This is a genomic window from Bradyrhizobium sp. FW305-F6 (genome assembly GCF_058782905.1).
Genome location: NZ_JBYSYD010000001.1, coordinates 838,237 through 854,666 on the forward strand (window position 1 = coordinate 838,237; position 16,430 = coordinate 854,666).

A 16,430-nucleotide genomic window follows, 5' to 3' on the forward strand; every position below is an offset into this window, starting at 1 on the left:
TCCCCCCTGCCCGCGCCGCGATGGCGACGCTGGGCTCTCCTTACACTTTGTATTTCAGCAGGCCAACCGGTCTCTCTACGACGGTGCCTCCCGCGAGGGGAATATGGCAGACATCGCAACGATTAGGCAATTCTTTGAGAAGCCAATCGCCAAGCATCCAGCGGCACCATTCCCTCTAAAGAGCTCTCGTGCCAACGCTTGACTTGTTCACTATTTGTTCTAATCTGCTATCAAGCTATGAAGCCTGGGGGCTGCACGTGAAGGCATCAGATCCGCTACCGTTCGCTACGTACAGACAAGTTCAAAAACCGTCTCAGCTTTCTGGCCAGCTGATCGACATCCGCCAATTCGCATTCCCAAACTACAAGCGCCCGCCAACCCAGCGCCTCTGTCTCCGCCAAGATGCGCAAATCTCGCGAAACATTCTTAGACAACTTGGCGCTCCAAAACGAGCGCCGGGTCTTAGGCAGGCTTCCCTTTCGGCATCCCGCGTGGTGATGCCAGAAGCAGCCATGGACGAAAATCACCTTTTTACGCGAACGAAAAATGAGGTCAGGAGTGCCCGGCAAACCCGCAGCATGCAGCCGAAATCTAAATCCCATGCCATGTACCAAGCGCCGCACTTTCATCTCGATCTCGGTATGCTTCGTGCGCACTCGCGCCATCTGACGACTGCGCTCTGGCGTGACGGGTTGATCTATCAACAGCTCAGACTCTGTCTGCGGCAAATGGAGCTTTTAGCTTAACAGACTTTGCGTCAGAGTGCAGCGCGATTGCTGAGTAAGGACACAAGAAGATTCGGCATCTTCATCGCACAACCTGGCTCATAATGATTTCTCTCGCTTCGCGTAACGCCGCGATTATTCAGATCTCCACTAAGAAGATGCAGGGAACACCATGAAGCCGCCCCGTTTTCGCACTCAACGGACATCGCCTGGAATTGCCGACTCCAAGAAGCTTAAGATCGGTGTGATTGATTTTTTCTGTGGCTCGGGCGGCGTTAGCGCAGGTCTCCAGGCCGTCACGGCAGGAGCAGAATTCCACATAATCGAAGGCATTGATACCGACCCACATTGTGGAAAAACCTTTGAACTAATGATTGGAGCGCCTTGCGTTAGGCTCGACATTAGAGAGCTCGCGGGAGATCCAACGCAGCTTGGTCAACGAATTGCATCGTGGAAGAGGGAGCGATTTGATCGTCTCCTTCTAATTGGATGCTCACCTTGCCAAGGTTTTTCAGCGCACAGAAAATCGATTCGCGGACAAGATGCGAGGAGAAGCCTGTTTCACGAATTTTGCCGGATCGCAGCCCAGATCAAGCCGGACGCGATCTTCCTGGAGAATGTTCCTGATCTTTTCTCCGCAGATCATTGGCGCCATTTCGCTGCGGGACGCCGAGAGCTAGCGAAGGCTGGATTGCACGTAAAAAGCGGAATTTACAATTTGGCGGGATTCGGTCTTCCACAAGAGCGATTTCGCGCCATCGTGATGGGCTTTAGGGAAGAATTTGAATTGCCTTATGCGCCGCTCCAGCCCGAACATTATCGAACTGTTCGTGATGCGATTGGGCATCTCCGACCGTTACGCTCAGGAGAGAAGGATCCGGATGATCCGATGCACGTCGCCTCAAATCACAGAGAAAGTACTCTCGAAATTCTTCGTCGTGTCCCAAAGAATGGCGGCAATCGTCCCGTTGGCGTTGGGCCCGCGTGCTTGGATAGGACCCGGAAGGCTCATGGCGGATACACTGATGTATATGGTCGGCTTTCGTGGAGCCGTCCTTCTGTAACTATCACAGCGCGGTGCAGGACGCCATCGTGTGGGCGTTTTGCGCACCCAGAGCAAGATCGAGGCCTGACTACGCGAGAAGCAGCGTTGCTGCAGGGATTTCCTGCCAACTATCAATTCAGCGGTCCATTCGATGATGGATTCAAGCAAGTCGGAAATGCCGTATCACCGCTCGTTTCCAAGAAATTTGGGGAATTCATCGCGAATCGGTTAGCTGGCAAACAGTCAAAGGATTTCTACCGGGGCGTCCCCCCTATCGCCGTCGAGAGCCCGGTTGGTCCTGGCTTTGCTGTAACGATCAATGGGATCAAACGACAAAGGGAGCGTGGTCGTGCTGCCGCTGAGGGTTAGCAATGCTTGTGCAATCGACCTGTTCTGCGGCGCAGGAGGTCTTTCATATGGACTTAGCCAGGCGGGCTTCTCGATTGGTGCAGCAGTTGATAACGATACGGTCGCAGTACGTACCTATACTGACTGTATAGGTAATCATATCGTCAACGCCGCGATCGAAGAGATCTCCGCGAGTGAATTGTTGCGGAAAGCCAACCTTGGCACAGGCGAATGCCTCCTTCTGGCCGGTGGCCCTCCGTGCCAGGGCTTTTCCCTTCAGCGACGCGGCGAGCGGGAAGATCCACGCAATGAACTGGTGCTGCACTTTGTGAGAATGATCGAGGAAATTCGGCCCCGATTTTTCCTCATGGAGAACGTTGGTGCCCTTATGTCAAAGCACGGACGCCCTTTTCTTCGCGAATTAGCCCTGAGAGCTTCCCGATTAGACTACGTAATTCACACCGCAATTCTAGACGCGGCCGATTTTGGTGTCCCTCAGTCGAGGCGGCGCGCATTTCTGGTCGGAGAATTTGTCCCTGACCTCAATTCAAAGTTTGTCTTTCCGCAGCCAACTACAGGTAAGCGCCGGCGTACTGTCCGTGACGCGATCGGCGATTTGCCCAGCCCACCTAGAGATGGAAGTCCGCACCCACAAATCGCGAACCACTATCGAGAAGCCAAATTATCCGCAATCAACCTGGAACGGATTCGCCACGTTCCGCCTGGTGGAGGGCGCGACCATCTTCCGTTGCGACTCCAATTGGCGTGTCATGTGAATAACCCAAGCCATAGGCACAAGGACGTGTACGGCCGATTGGCTTGGGATCAACCGTCGGTCACCTTAACAGCAAGGTTCGATAGTTTTACCCGCGGCCGCTTCGCGCATCCGATAGAGGACCGAAGCTTGACAATACGTGAAGGAGCGAGGATCCAGACATTTCCCGATTCGTTCATATTCTCTGGCAATCGCGAAGACGGAGCACGACAAGTAGGCAATGCCGTTCCACCCATGTTGGCTCAGCAGCTCGGGAGAGCGATAATGGAAGCGGCAGCCGCTCGTTGACTTATCCACGCTGGCCTCCGATTATCGGCCACGCGTGGGAGGAATCGATTGAGCTCTACAACTTTAGATGAAGGCTCGTTCATTGATGTGGACGAACCAGCGTTTCCGACGTCCGGAACCCAGGATTACGACCGGGCTCCTGATGGCACGCTGCGTTGGCCTGCGCCAGATCGCGATTCTCCGCAGCTAGGTGAGTTTACTGGGAAGTACACCCCCTCCACTGCGCTCGACGCTTTGTTGCGCATGGAAGGTCATCAGGGCCGCTCAGAAGATGAGGTCAAAAGCATAACCGGGATAGATCTTAAACGGCCCCGCCGGTGGCATAAGATTTTTGAACGGATGGCTATATTATACCCTGGTGAAGGGCGAACCCGGCTCGGTCGTCTCGGTCGAATTCTTCGTGACGCCTCGCGACCTGAGGGGATGCGTCTCATCTTGGCCCGCGAAGCGTTCGAATCTCTCCGTCGCTATCAGTTCGATAATCCAGTTGAACACAGTTTGCCTGCTGGATGTGACATTCATCCCTACTATGCGATATTGAGAGCAGCCTCGAAATTAGACTGGAAGGTGCATTGGGATGAGGTCAATCGTGAACTCATGCGACTTCTCAAGGACTCCGAAATTGACGCTGCAATAGATAGGATACGGGAAGCTCGGACCCAGCCCGGGTATTCACTTTTTATCGGAGGTACCTCGAACGATGCCGGTCCGCTAAACGCACGCACTCACCCCGCAGAAGCATCCGCTCCAGAGGGTAAGTCGCCAGAGGGCCAGCTAAGAGACCAACGAATGACCCCTTTTCTAAAGCGGGCAGGTTTCGGAGAGCTGTTGTTGGCATCTCCTGGAAGCGGCGGCGGCGGCTATTGGAGTATACCCCCGGAGGTCCGAGACATTATTCAGTCCGGGGTTGCGATGGCACCACCTGCAAAGAAATTTGCCACGGATCAAGAATGGACAGAGTGGTTCTGTGAAGGCTCCGCTACGGCCAGCACAGCTCTTCCCCCGCCACCCGCGCTAGTGGTGTCTACTAAAATCAGCGAATTGACTTTGGCAACGTTAAGGGGCGCTATTGAAAAGTATGAACCGGAGCTAGCCTTTTCGGACAGGCTGCTTGCATCCATAGTTGCGGCTCTTCGATCTGGTGATGGGAAGAATTTCATCATCTTGCGTGGCGTTAGCGGAACAGGAAAATCACGACTTGTCGCAGCCGTTGCAAAAGCTGTGTATGGCGCGGGCATAGTCGACCGCCCTTATCTGACAGTTCTCGAAGTGCGGCCTGATTGGACCGATGGAGCGCCGCTCTTAGGTCATTTCGATCCAGTTGGCCAACAGTATGTAAGAGAGAAATTCCTCGATGCCCTTATGGCTGCCCAAGGCTCTTCCGCCCCGGTTTTTGTTTGTCTCGATGAGATGAATTTGGCTCGTGTTGAATACTATTTGGCGGATTGTTTGAGTGCCATGGAGTCGGGCAATCCGATAACGCTTGACGTTCGTGGAGACACTAGCCTTCCCAGAGATCTCGTTTGGCCGAAAACTCTCTTTCTATTCGGAACTATAAACGTCGATGAATCCACACTTGGAATCAGTGACAAAGTGCTTGATCGCGCGCAGGTTATCGATACGAGCGACATCGATTTTCTGCCGCGTCTGAAGGTATGGCTAGACTCTGCGGCGGCGCTCGATTCCGCCGAAAGGGAGCTGATCCTTGCCATTCTCGGCGGTGTCTGGACCACTCTCCGAACGGTGGATACTCATTTCGGATATAGAACAGGACGCGCGATGGTGCGCTTTATAGAAGAAGCCAAATTGAGCTCCGACGGAAAACTAGCCGTCCTCAAGGCGCTGGATGCACAACTGTGTCAGAAAGTCCTAGTAAAGGTTCGTGGCGAAGGTGACAGATGGATTGAGCCGCTGGCGAAGCTAGAAAGCACTTGCATGGCGCTTGAGCCCGATAGCGACGCTGTTAGGATCATTGCACGTATGCGGCGCGACTTAGAGCGACTGGGGAGCTTCCAATTCTGGAACTAACGGCACTGATTAGGGAGGTTGGCAGCGATACAGCCTATCAGCTAGTTCCAACTCCGCAGGTTCCTGCCGGATTCCTTAGCGAAGCAAAGGAATACGAAATAGAAGTCAGCCTCTTTCATTCTGCCCTCACAGAAGATTGGAGTTTGGCTATCAATGATGTGCCGCTTCGGCACTTCAACGGTCGTCATGCCTCCTACATCCCTCTAAGAATGGATTTTTATGCAGGAGACCTTAGGATTGCACTCCTACACCGCGGCCGCACCGTTTTCAACGCTAGTCTCGAGATCGAGCCAGCCAAGGCTAAGCTTACACGCAATGAGTACGCGCTAATGGTCGCTGATATAGCGCGTGCTACCCTCGCGCTATATCGGCATAGTGCAGTGACCGTCCCCGCCTCGGCTAACGCCACAGGCGCTCAGGCAAACATTGTCGCGCATGAATTAATTAGGACAAATTTTGACATTTTTGAACGAGCTATAGAGAGGATTGCGAACCACCCAGTGCGCCTGCTGCAATCGTATTCAAAGAATACCAGTATTTTGAAGGCGCGACGAGTTCACGATCGAGCAATAGGATTCGCAATACGAAATGGCCGCTCACGCGTAGCTACGGGAAGCGAAGCACTGGCTGCGCCAAAGCTCGTTGGAAGCCTTGGCGGACAGTGGATCCCGGGCATTCAGGAGACAAGGAGGCGGGAGACCACCGACATCTACGAGCATCGGGCCATCTTAGGCTTCATACGATGGCTCGACGCTAAACTTGCACGAATTTTCGCTGACCTGTCTAGAACCTCTAGTGAAGAACTTAGCGCGATAACCCGCCAAGTATATCGCGATCGGATATCTAGATGGCGGTCCCGATTAGCCGCCACAATGCGAAGATCAGTTTTCACCGGAATTGCAGCTGAGACGTCGTTGTATGCGACCAGTATTTTTCGCTTGCATCCGCAATATGCCTCTGCGTTCTCAGCCATGTCTAGGATGCGAGCTGGATTGAGTACAGCTAAGTTCATAGCACCCGCTGTTCCTATCGATCGAACCTATCAACTGTACGAGTTGTGGTGTTATGTCGGCCTACTCGCGGCCGTTAGTGAGCGCTTTCCAATTTCTCGAAAGAAGATCGCGGACATACTAAAGGCATGCGTATCGCCGACTCTCTTGGGCTTTACCCTTTCAAGGGGGGACGACACCGAGATACCTTTGGATGATCATCGCCAAATAACCTACCAGCGCAGAATAAGCACCACGCCTTCCCGAGACGGAGCAAGAACGCTTGTAGTCGACGCGGTGCCCGACGTTTGTATCTCGCAAAGGTCAACTACAGGCCTGTGTGAAGCTCTCGTAATCCTCGATCCCAAGTACAGGAGCGGAGCATCTTTGAAAGATGGTATCCGTGACATGCATGTTTATCGGGATGCCATTTTGGATTCAGGCGGCAATCGCCTAGTCAAAGCTGCTGTCGCATTGTCACCAAGACCATCTGGGTTGCCCCCCTTTCCTGGGAACTTTCCGCTCGATCGGCCAAGTATAATGGCCCTTCTCCCGGCCTCGGATCCAAATACCTTCTCTAGGCTCCTGGACGTATCTCTTAAAGCATTGGATGAGCGAGCAAAGCAGACGAGATAGTGTACGCTACGTGTTAAGCGCAGAGGTTTGCAGGAGAAAAACAAGGCACGCGAAGCGATCAGGCCGCGCGGACCGCCTTTGGTGAAGCCTTGATGTATGCCTGCCCGGCCTCCGGTTCGCAAGACACCGGCCATCAAGCCGTCGTTAACGGTCTTTCGTCCGTCGCGCCAGCCTTCATCGAAAATTTTCCTGCAAGTGGGACCATGCGCGGGTTTTCACGTGCGAGAATATTGCTTTGAATTTTGCAAGCGCCGCTCCCTCCGTCGTCAAGTCGATCCGGCAACGCGATCTCCTGAACACGTGGCTGCGACTTTATGCGCGCCAGCAGGCCTCGCCGGCGATCTGGGAGTACCAGCCCGCGCGGCTCGACGAAGAGCTGTCCGATCTCATTTATTACACGGTAGACGGTTCGGGCCCGGCGCCGCACCTCACCATCCAGAGCGAAGGCACGCGCATCTCGAGCGCCTATGGACATACCGGCAAGGGCGTCCTGCTGCACGACTATGTCGGACCGCGGCTCGCGCCGTTCGTGATGCCGATCTACCATGAATGCGTCGCGCGCGGGCTTCCGGTCTACAGCGTTGCCGACGTCGACGACATCTACGGACGAATCGTCGCGTATGAACGGCTGCTGCTGCCGTTCCTGACCGACGGCAAGGTCAGCCACGTCATCGCCTCGGTGAAGACCTTCTGCGAGGACGGCGGCTTCGAAATCAAGAATCTGATGCGCGGAAATGACGCGCCGCCGCGTCCCCGATCGCGCGCCGTAATCGACCGCGACCTGTTTCACCGCGCCCCCGGCCGCATCGCGACGGCCGAACTCGTCGAGCTCTCCGACCAGCCCAGCTCCGACGTCTCCGAGACCATCGAGCTTAACTAGATCCTAGCGCTTGGCCGCGACCTCTTTGGCGTAGATGTCCGGCTTGAAGCCGACCAGCAGCTTGCCGCCGATCTCCAGCACCGGCCGCTTGATCATCGACGGTTGCGCCAGCATCAAGGCCAGCGCCTTCTTCTCGGTGAGCCCGTCCTTGTCGGAGTCGGGCAGCTTCTTGAAGGTCGTCCCGGCGCGATTGAGCAGCGTCTCCCACCCGACCTTGTCGCTCCACTGCTTGAGCCTGTCCTTCTCCACACCCGCCGTCTTGTAGTCGTGAAACGCGTAAGCCACGCCGTGGGCGTCGAGCCAGGCGCGGGCCTTCTTCATGGTGTCGCAGTTCTTGATGCCGTAGATGATGGTGGGCAAGGCGTTCCTCGCGCGTGCGTCGTGTCGTGATCCCCGGGGCGTTGTACGAAACTCCGCTTCGCGCGACAATATCGCGGACGAAGCCAACTCTCGAAACGGACATCCCATGCACGTCAGCCACGACCCAGCAGCCGCCCCTTCACCGACCATCGACTTCGCCAGCTTCCTCGCTGTCGACATCCGTGTCGGCACCGTCGTGGACGCACAACCGTTTCCGGAGGCCCGCAAGCCGGCCTGGCGCCTATGGATCGATTTCGGCCCGACCATCGGCGTGCGCAAGAGCTCGGCCCAAATCACCGAACACCACCCGCTCGAAACGCTCGTGGGGCAACAGGTCGCGGCGGTCGTCAATTTTCCGCCGCGCCAGATCGGCCCTGTCGTCTCCGAGGTGCTGACGCTCGGCTTCCCCGATGCCAATGGCAAGGTGGTGCTGGTGCAGCCGAGCAAGCCCGTGCCGAACGGCGGACGGCTGTTCTAGCCTCAGGCCTGGTCAGGGCCTTGCCGGAATGTTCAGCCCGCGCTGCACCGCCGGGCGCGCAAGGCCGCGCTCGAGCCAGGCACCGACCGCCTTGAACTGGCTGAATTCGACGAGATCGCCCGCGCCGTAGAAGCCGATGAGGTTGCGCACCCAGCCGAGCATGGAGATATCGGCGATGGTGTAGTCGTCATCCATGAACCATTGCCGGCCGGCGAGATGCGTGTCCATCACGCCGAGCAGGCGTTTCGCCTCGGTGACGTAGCGGTCGCGGGGCCGCTTGTCTTCGAAATCCTTGCCGGCGAATTTGTGGAAGAAGCCGACCTGGCCGAACATCGGCCCGACGCCGCCCATCTGGAAGTGCAGCCATTGCAGCGTCTGGTAGCGGCGCGCGGCATCCTGCGGCAGCAGCTTGCCGGTCTTCTCCGCGAGATAGTGCAGGATCGCCCCGGACTCGAACAGCGGCAGCGGCTTGCCGCCGGGACCATTGGGATCGAGGATCGCCGGAATCTTGCCGTTGGGATTGAGCGAGAGAAATTCCGGTGTTTTCTGATCGTCCTTGCCGAAATCGACCAGATGCACCTCATAGGGCAATCCGATCTCCTCCAGCATGATCGAGACCTTGACGCCGTTCGGCGTCGGCAAGGAATAAAGCTGGAGCAGCTCGGGATGTTTCGCAGGCCAACGCTTGGTGATCGGAAAGCTGGAGAGATCGGACATCGGGACCTTGGGGCTGATGTTGACGCGCGCCTAATCTAAGTGGGGCGCGCAGGGCTGCAAGGCTCAATTGCAGCACTCAATAATTGATCTCCATCCGCAGTCCGCGTGGGTCGCGCTCATCTCCACCGACGCGCTGCGTGCTGTCGCGCGCAGCGACCGCGCAGGCACAGGCATCGAGGAGATCGTCGCGGCCGATGCCGGTGCCGTGGCGTAGCTTCAACCATCGCTCGATCTTGGTGAAGCCGCGGTCTCTCAGCAGCGCGATGCGCTGCTCGCGGCCGCGCGGCGAGGTCTTCTTCTCGAGCCGCACGCGCCCGGCCAGATTCCAGAAGATCAATTCGGGATGCGCTTCGCCGATCGTCGCCTGCCGCGCCGGCGTCATGGCGTCATCGACCTCCTTCATCTTGTCCCTGATATTCCAGAGTTGCGCCGACACACCCCTGCCCTCGCCTTCGTGCTTCCAGTAATGGCGATTGGCCGCCGCCATATCCGGGAAGGTCCAGAGGTCGCGGCGCGCGCCGAGAAACACGGCGGGGCCGACCAGTTCGCGCGCGCGCAGATCGCAGGCGCGATAGCCGCTCGGATTCAATCCGATCGGCATGTCGATCATCGCGCGCGTATGCGGCATCGCGAGCAGGCGCGTCAGGCCCGGTGAATAGTCGAAGCCGTGATTGCCCCGTTCGTCGATCCAGGCAGCGACCCAGCCGAAGCGAAATCCGTCGAGGCCGAGATAGCTCGGCACGACAGGCATCCGTGTGTTGTCGTCAGTGTCCTGCAATTTTCACACGCGCCTCGCTTGACATCCGCAAGTTGCGGGCGTATGTCCCGCGCCCTCGCAAGCACTTCCGCCTGCGACAGACACCATGAACCGAGCGATGTCGCACCGCTACGAAAGAGTTGTCCGCATGCCGAATAGCCCAAAGCTATTCGATTCCGCATGCCCGGCTCATGGGAGCGATCTTGCCTGACCGCAAGATCGACAGTCCGCTTCTCACGGACCCTTCCGAGCCTGCCGCTCCGGAGGGTTTTTTGTTGCCCGCCGCGCGGCTCCACCGAACATCCCGGCCATGGCCGGAACGAGAGACCCGGATCTCGGGGCTCGCGCTGGAGAGGCGCGTGCCCAAGTGCGCGGGGCCTGCCGGAGGGAACGAGGCGATGAGCCGGACACCGATGGCAGAGCGAGCCCAAAAGGGTTCGCAACATGCGGCGCGTCGACAGCGCCGCGGAAGACTTTCGTAATTCGGTTTGCCGCGAATGGTCGCGGCTCAGCCGACGCTGGTGGTGAAGATGTCGGATACTTCTCCGCAAGGCAAAGCGGGTGATGCCTCCCGCCTTTGACACACGCACCGGGATGCGGCCTCGGAAAAGGTACGCACGCGGCCCGGCGCAGGTCCATCCGCAAGGACGGTCCTGCGTTGTCGTCACTGAAGCCGATATCGCCCGTTCCCCAGCGTACCCCTCAGCGGCCGGTGCGACAGCATCGGCCTGGCGGTGGTGAAGATGTCTGTTACTTCGGTAGAGCGCCGTCCCGGCTTGCCAGGACGGAGGTCGCGAGTTCGAATCTCGCCGGCTGAAATGCCGTAGCTCAGTTCTTGCTCCTCGGAGCGGCAACAGCATCGCCCGTTCCCCGCCAACCCCTACACGATCCGTGGTGAAGATTTCTGTTACTTCGCCTGCAACGCGAGAGGTCGCGGGTTCGAATCCCGCCCGGTGTCCCATGCACCGGTAGCTCAGTGGATAGAGCGCTTTCCGGCGAGCTTCGGCTCGTCGGGTACAGCAATCGCCCGTTCCCGGATCGTGTTCCCTTGACCACCGCCGGTGGTGAAGAGTGCTGTTACTTCGGATCGCAATGTCGAAGGTTCGACTCCTTCCGGACGAAAGTCCGTAGCTCAGCGGTAGAGCATGTGACTTGCCCGCAAGGGCAGTACAGCCTCGCCTGTTCCCCGGCACCCGTTTCCATGCCCATCAACCTAAGAGGAGGCCATCATGGTCAGGCTCAACAAGATCGTTCGCGCCTTCACGCGGGAGGGCGCGCGCGCAATTCGCTTCACGCCCGAGATGGAGCTGAAGCGCGCGCTGATGAACTGCCTCCTGTGGGAGGACCAGTTCTATGAGGACGGCGTTGCGATTGCCGACCGCATCAAGTCGCTCGTGCCCAAGGTCGGGCCCGCCAAGGTCGCGCAGCTCGCGATCGAGGCGCGCGAGGTGATGAAGCTGCGGCACGCGCCGTTGCTCGTCATCCGCGAGATGGCGCGCAGCGAGAAGCACCGCGCGCTCGTGGCCGACACGCTCGCCCGCGTGATCCAGCGCCCCGACGAGATGACGGAGCTGCTCGCGATCTACTGGGCGGATGCGCTGGGGCCGATGCAGCAGCGCAAGCGTCAGCCGGTCTCCGCGCAGGTCAAGAAGGGTCTTGCCCGCGCGCTGACCAAGTTCGACGCCTATCAGCTCGCCAAGTGGGACCGCGACGGCGCGGTGCGGATCAGGGACGTGCTGTTCCTGGTGCACGCCAAGCCGAAGGATGCCGAGCAGGAAAAGGTGTGGAAGCAGCTCGTCGATGGCGAGCTCGCCTCCCCCGATACCTGGGAGGTTTCGCTCTCCGCCGGCAAGAGCAAGCGCGAGACCTTCGAGCGGCTGATCTCCGAGAAGAAGCTCGGCGGCCTGGCGCTCTTGCGCAATCTGCGGCTGATGCAGAACGCGCAGGTCCCGCGCGAGACCATCGCAGGCGCGATCGAGGCGATGCGGACGGATCGTATCCTTCCCTATCGCTTCATCACCGCGGCGCGCTATGCGCCGGACTTCGAGCCCGAGTTCGAGGTTGCGATGCTCAAGTCGATCAAGGACCATGTGCGGCTTCCGGGCCGGACGCGGCTCCTGATCGACGTGTCGGGCTCGATGTTCGCGACACTCTCCGCGCAGTCGGAAATGACGCGTGCGGAGGCCGCGTGTGGCCTTGCCATCCTCGCGCGCGAGATCTGCGACGAGGTCGAGATCTTCACCTTCAGCAATGAGGTGGTGAAGGTCCCGTCCCGCCGCGGCTTCGCGCTGAGGGATGCGATCATCAACTCGCAACCGCACGGCGGAACCTATCTCGGCAAGGCCGTGACGGAGATCGACCGCAAGGGCGATCGCCTGATCGTCTTCACCGACGAGCAGAGCCACGACCAGGTGCCCGAGCCCAGCGCGCGCGGCACCATGGTCAACGTGGCCTCGTATCAGCACGGTGTCGGCCACGGCGCCTGGACGCGCGTCAACGGCTTCTCCGAAGCCGTGGTCGCGTGGATCGCGGCATCGGAGACAGCGTTGAACTGATGCGCAACAACAACGGCCCCGGACGCGAGCCGCGCCCGGGGCCAGCGAAATCTCTGAAATGATCCACCCGCCCCGGTTATGGTGCGCGTGGAATGACAAGGACCCACGACCATGCGACGACCCGATCCCTACATGGAACGCGCCCGCGAGCTCTGCCTCGCCGCCGGTGTCGATCCCGACTCGCGCGTCGGCGAAGGACGCGGCCAGCCGGCCTGGTGCCTCTACAAGGACGCCGCGCGCAAGGAGCATCTCGCCCGCGAGGCCAACGCGACTGCGAGCTCGATCGCCGAGTTCCGGATGCAGGATGCCCGCTTCCAGAATGCGCCGCTGAAGATCTTCGGCCCGCACGAGGATGCGACCGTCGCGCAGATGCGCAATTGCATGGCCATCGGCAACGTCGTCTCCGGCGTGATCTGCGCCGACGGCCATCTTGGTTACGCCCAGCCGGTCGGCGGGGTCATCGCCTATGAGAAGCAGATCAGCATCTCCGGCGTCGGCTTCGACATCGGCTGCGGCAACATGGCGGCCCGGCTCGACACCCGCTTCGACGACATCGCGAGCCTCGTGCCGACGATCATCCGCGACGTCGCCAAGGTGATCTCGTTCGGCGTCGGCCGCGCCAATGCCGAACGGGCCGAGCATGACCTGTTCGACGACGGCGATGCCTGGCGCGAGAGCGATATGGAGTCCTACCGCCAGAAGGCGGTGGCCCAGCTCGGCACGGTCGGATCGGGCAACCACTATGTCGACCTCATGCGCGACGAGGAAGGCTTCGTCTGGATCGGCGTCCACTTCGGTAGCCGCGGTCTCGGACATACCTCCGCAACGCGCTACCTCAAGGCCGCCGGCGGCAAGGACGGTATGAACGTCCCGCCCGCCGTGGTCGACGAGGATAGCGAACTCGGACGCCGCTACATCGCGGCGATGCAGCTCGCCGGGCGTTATGCCTATGCGGGCCGCGAGTGGGTCGTCGAGCGCGTCCGCCAGATCATCGGCGGCAGCGTCACCGAGAGCGTGCACAACCACCACAACTATGCCTGGCGTGAGACCCACGACGGCAAGGATTTGTGGGTGGTGCGCAAGGGCGCGACACCGGCGTTTCCTGGCCAGAAGGGATTCGTCGGCGGCTCCATGGGCGACGACGCCGTCATCCTCGAAGGCGTCGACAGCCCGGAAGCCCGGGCCTCGCTCTACTCGACCGTGCACGGCGCCGGCCGCTTGTTCGGACGGAGGGAAGCAAAGCGCCGCTTCTCGCGCGCGGAGATGGACCGGTGGCTCAACGAGCGCGGCGTCACCTTGATCGGTGCCGACCTCGACGAGAGCCCGATGGCCTATCGCCGCCTGCCCGACGTGCTGGCCCAGCACGCCGGCACCGTGAAGGTGCTGCACACGCTGCGGCCGTTCGCCGTCGCCATGGCCGGCGAAGGCGAGTTCGATCCGTGGAAGGACTGACATGAATGACGAGCGGGACGCGGTGCGTCCCGCTCGTCTCGTTTCATTCCCGTGTAAACCTGGACCGGCTCTGTCAGCCTCCGACCGCCCGGTACGCCAGGCGCTTGAACTCGAAGAAGAACGGGTTCCAGAAACCCATATAGCGCTGGGCCATCAGCACGCCCGCGGTATTTGCCTCGGGGCAGATCCACCAATGGGTTCCGGCGAGGCCGCCCCATTGGAACTCGCCGGACGAATTCGGGGGATCGAGGGGCGTCGGCGCGAAGGTGACGGCGCCGCCGAGACCAAAGCCCTTGCCGGGAATCGGCCCGAGCGTTGCGAAACGGATGGTTTGCCCTGCCGGAAGCTGGTTCGTCATCATCAGCCGCAGCGTCTCCGGCTTCAGCAGCGCGTCAGACCCGGGCAGCAGCGCGCGGACCAGCGCGAGCATGTCAGGCAAGGTCGAGACCAGACCGCCGCCGCCCGAGAGCCGCGGGAACGGCCGCCGATAGGCTTGCGGAAACGGCAGATTGTCGGCGCGCGTGAGACCCGGCTTCATCGGGTCGAGCACATCGGCGCCGTTGTAGAGCGCGACCAGCCTGCCCTGCTGCGCTTCGGGGACATGGAAACCGGTGTCGGCCATGCCGAGGGGATCGAAGATGCGCGATTTGAGGAAGACGTCGAGCGGTTGGCCCGAGACGACTTCGACGACACGGCCGAGCACGTCGGTCGCGACCGAATATTCCCAGGCCGTGCCAGGGTGATAGGACAGCGGCAGATCGGCGAGCTTGTCGATCAGGTCCGAGAGTGCCGTCAACGGATTGAGCACTCGCGCATCGTTGTAGCCTTTGAACAGCACCGTGCCGGGATCGAAGATGCCGTAGCTGAGGCCGGAGGTGTGGGTCAGAAGTTGCCGGATCGTGATCGGGCCTTTTGCGGCCTCGACGTCCGCGAGGCTCGTCGCGCCCTGCTTCAACACCTTGCGATTGCCGAGTTGCGGCAGGACTTTTTCGATGGGATCATCGAGCCCGATGCGGCCTTCCTCGACGAGCAGCATGATGGCGCAGGTGACGAAGATCTTGGTGTTGGAGAACGCGCGGAAGATATGGTCTGGCCGAAGCGTCGTGCTGGCCTCGCGATCGGCGAAGCCGACGCATTGCTGGTCGACAATATCGCGTCCGCGCAGCACGGCCCAGGATACGCCCGGAATGATCTCCTGATCGACATAGCGCTGCATTGCCGTCCGTACGGCGGAAAAATCAGGCGTTCTGGCGTCCATGTGCTTCCCCCTATCGTGGTTGGGATCGATATAGCGCGAATTCGGCGGATATGAAGCCCGCAGTGCAGCTCATCCCTGCTTCATCAGCACGGTGACCTGCAGGCGGCGTCGAATCCGCATGCCCTGCCGCTTGTACAGCGCAATGGCAGAGGTATTGCTCGAGAACACGTGCAGAAACGGAATTTCCCGGCGCGCCTCGATCTGGCGCGCGATGGCGGCGAGCAACGCCTGCGCGTAACCGCGACCGCGATGAACAGGATGCACGCAGACCGCCGTCATCTCGGTGAAATTGCCCGGCTTCATTCGCTCGCCGGCCATGGCGACCAGCTCGCCGCGAACGCGGATGCCGAGGAAGGTGCCGAGCTCATGCGTCCGCGCCGCGAACGGCCCGGGCTTGGTCAGCTCCGTCAGCGCCATCATGGAGGGAACATCGGTCGCGCCGAGGCGGACGATCTCGGCATCACGCAGCGGAGTGTCGGCGGGCGAGCCGACCATCTGCTCGCCGGGCTGGGCGAGCAGCACCTTGAAGCCGGCGGGAATTTCGACCGGCTCGGGCGTGAACAGCACCGCGACCTGCGAGCCCGACATGAGGTCGCCGAGCGCGGCAAAGCTCGCCTCGGACATGTCGGCCATATCGGCAAACGGCGTCATGTCGACGGGATAGCGCAAAGCGCGGGCGCCACCTTCGGCCAGGTGCTTCTGGCTCGTCGTCAGCGCGCTCCAGATCGGGTGATCCAGCAGCGACTCGTCGCTGTCGGACATTGGCCTAGTCCTTGTCGAAGCTGACGATCACGGCCGCATTGGCGATGAGGATGGGATCGTTGGCGACTTCCGTGGCCGAGGGAATCTCCAGCCCGCCCTTGACCGCAGTGACGGTCACGGTGCCGTAAGGCAGCTCCTTCGCAACCGCTTCCTTGTCCACCGCCTCGGGATTGGGCACGCCGATCGTGACGTCGACGAACATGTCGTTGGCGGTCTTGCCGATCATGCGGAAGAAGCCGAGGCTGGAATGCCTGATGGCATCCGATACCGCGCGCTTCGCCGCCTTGGTGGCGTCCCGGCCGTGAACGTCGACGCCCATGCCCATCTCTGTGACACAACGAACGCGGGTCATTTGATATTCCTGTGGTTGGTGTGGT

The 16,430-nt window shown here is 60.1% G+C and carries 15 protein-coding genes and 2 tRNA genes; 10 read left to right on the plus strand and 7 right to left on the minus strand.

Annotated features, from left to right (window positions below):
* Positions 1 to 275 precede the first annotated feature (275 nt).
* Positions 276 to 665, minus strand: coding sequence for a very short patch repair endonuclease (locus tag AC3WLX_RS04140; protein ID WP_492335911.1), 390 nt, complete (start codon positions 663 to 665; stop codon positions 276 to 278).
* Between the two features lie 232 nt (positions 666 to 897).
* Here AC3WLX_RS04140 and AC3WLX_RS04145 point away from each other — a divergent pair, with 232 nt between their 5' ends.
* From AC3WLX_RS04145 to AC3WLX_RS04165, 5 genes are all read left to right on the plus strand, one after another.
* Entirely contained in the window at positions 898 to 2,139 is a 1,242-nt protein-coding gene (locus tag AC3WLX_RS04145; RefSeq protein ID WP_492334791.1) for a DNA cytosine methyltransferase, read from the plus strand.
* Complete coding sequence (locus tag AC3WLX_RS04150) at positions 2,120 to 3,181, plus strand: DNA cytosine methyltransferase (protein ID WP_492334792.1); 1,062 nt, start codon at positions 2,120 to 2,122, stop codon at positions 3,179 to 3,181. Before AC3WLX_RS04145 ends, AC3WLX_RS04150 begins: the two co-directional genes overlap by 20 nt.
* A gap of 48 nt (positions 3,182 to 3,229) precedes the next feature.
* Positions 3,230 to 5,209, plus strand: coding sequence for an McrB family protein (locus AC3WLX_RS04155; protein ID WP_492334793.1), 1,980 nt, complete (start codon positions 3,230 to 3,232; stop codon positions 5,207 to 5,209).
* Positions 5,210 to 5,418: 209 nt separating this feature from the next.
* A complete protein-coding gene (locus AC3WLX_RS04160) occupies positions 5,419 to 6,834 on the plus strand; it encodes a DUF2357 domain-containing protein (RefSeq protein WP_492335912.1) in 1,416 nt (471 codons plus the stop codon).
* A 235-nt stretch (positions 6,835 to 7,069) separates the two neighbouring features.
* Positions 7,070 to 7,714 carry a hypothetical protein gene (locus tag AC3WLX_RS04165; protein ID WP_492334794.1) on the plus strand — a complete coding sequence of 215 codons (645 nt, stop codon included), beginning with the start codon at positions 7,070 to 7,072 and terminating at the stop codon, positions 7,712 to 7,714.
* Positions 7,715 to 7,717: 3 nt separating this feature from the next.
* Here the strand turns inward: AC3WLX_RS04165 and AC3WLX_RS04170 are convergent, their stop codons facing one another.
* Complete coding sequence (locus AC3WLX_RS04170) at positions 7,718 to 8,074, minus strand: ArsC family reductase (protein ID WP_291624751.1); 357 nt, start codon at positions 8,072 to 8,074, stop codon at positions 7,718 to 7,720.
* 106 nt (positions 8,075 to 8,180) lie between these two features.
* Here AC3WLX_RS04170 and AC3WLX_RS04175 point away from each other — a divergent pair, with 106 nt between their 5' ends.
* Entirely contained in the window at positions 8,181 to 8,552 is a 372-nt protein-coding gene (locus tag AC3WLX_RS04175) for a tRNA-binding protein (protein WP_492334795.1), read from the plus strand.
* A 12-nt stretch (positions 8,553 to 8,564) separates the two neighbouring features.
* Here AC3WLX_RS04175 and AC3WLX_RS04180 read toward each other — a convergent pair whose 3' ends face one another.
* Positions 8,565 to 9,269, minus strand: coding sequence for a glutathione S-transferase family protein (locus AC3WLX_RS04180; protein WP_492334796.1), 705 nt, complete (start codon positions 9,267 to 9,269; stop codon positions 8,565 to 8,567).
* A 76-nt stretch (positions 9,270 to 9,345) separates the two neighbouring features.
* On the minus strand, positions 9,346 to 10,011 hold the full coding sequence (locus AC3WLX_RS04185; protein WP_492334797.1) for a DUF429 domain-containing protein: 666 nt from the start codon (positions 10,009 to 10,011) through the stop codon (positions 9,346 to 9,348).
* 897 nt (positions 10,012 to 10,908) lie between these two features.
* Here AC3WLX_RS04185 and AC3WLX_RS04190 point away from each other — a divergent pair.
* The 4 genes from AC3WLX_RS04190 to AC3WLX_RS04205 all read left to right on the plus strand — a co-directional run bounded on the left by AC3WLX_RS04190 (position 10,909) and on the right by AC3WLX_RS04205 (position 14,033).
* Positions 10,909 to 10,987 (plus strand) — tRNA-Cys (locus AC3WLX_RS04190).
* A gap of 4 nt (positions 10,988 to 10,991) precedes the next feature.
* Positions 10,992 to 11,148, plus strand: a tRNA-Arg gene (locus AC3WLX_RS04195).
* Between the two features lie 107 nt (positions 11,149 to 11,255).
* Positions 11,256 to 12,581 carry a vWA domain-containing protein gene (locus AC3WLX_RS04200; protein WP_492334798.1) on the plus strand — a complete coding sequence of 442 codons (1,326 nt, stop codon included), beginning with the start codon at positions 11,256 to 11,258 and terminating at the stop codon, positions 12,579 to 12,581.
* 111 nt (positions 12,582 to 12,692) lie between these two features.
* Positions 12,693 to 14,033 (plus strand): RtcB family protein, encoded by a 1,341-nt coding sequence (locus AC3WLX_RS04205; RefSeq protein WP_492334799.1) that lies wholly within the window; start codon positions 12,693 to 12,695, stop codon positions 14,031 to 14,033.
* A 73-nt stretch (positions 14,034 to 14,106) separates the two neighbouring features.
* On the opposite strand, the gene AC3WLX_RS04210 is transcribed toward AC3WLX_RS04205, so the two are convergent.
* From AC3WLX_RS04210 to AC3WLX_RS04220, 3 genes are all read right to left on the minus strand, one after another.
* The gene (locus AC3WLX_RS04210) at positions 14,107 to 15,291 is read right to left on the minus strand and encodes a serine hydrolase domain-containing protein (RefSeq protein WP_492334800.1); all 1,185 of its coding nucleotides are present in this window, start codon (positions 15,289 to 15,291) and stop codon (positions 14,107 to 14,109) included.
* 69 nt (positions 15,292 to 15,360) lie between these two features.
* Positions 15,361 to 16,053, minus strand: coding sequence for a GNAT family N-acetyltransferase (locus AC3WLX_RS04215; RefSeq protein ID WP_492334801.1), 693 nt, complete (start codon positions 16,051 to 16,053; stop codon positions 15,361 to 15,363).
* Positions 16,054 to 16,057: 4 nt separating this feature from the next.
* Positions 16,058 to 16,405: a Lin0512 family protein gene (locus tag AC3WLX_RS04220; protein ID WP_018646107.1), complete on the minus strand. Its 348-nt coding sequence runs from the start codon at positions 16,403 to 16,405 to the stop codon at positions 16,058 to 16,060.
* Between the last annotated feature and the right edge of the window lie 25 nt (positions 16,406 to 16,430).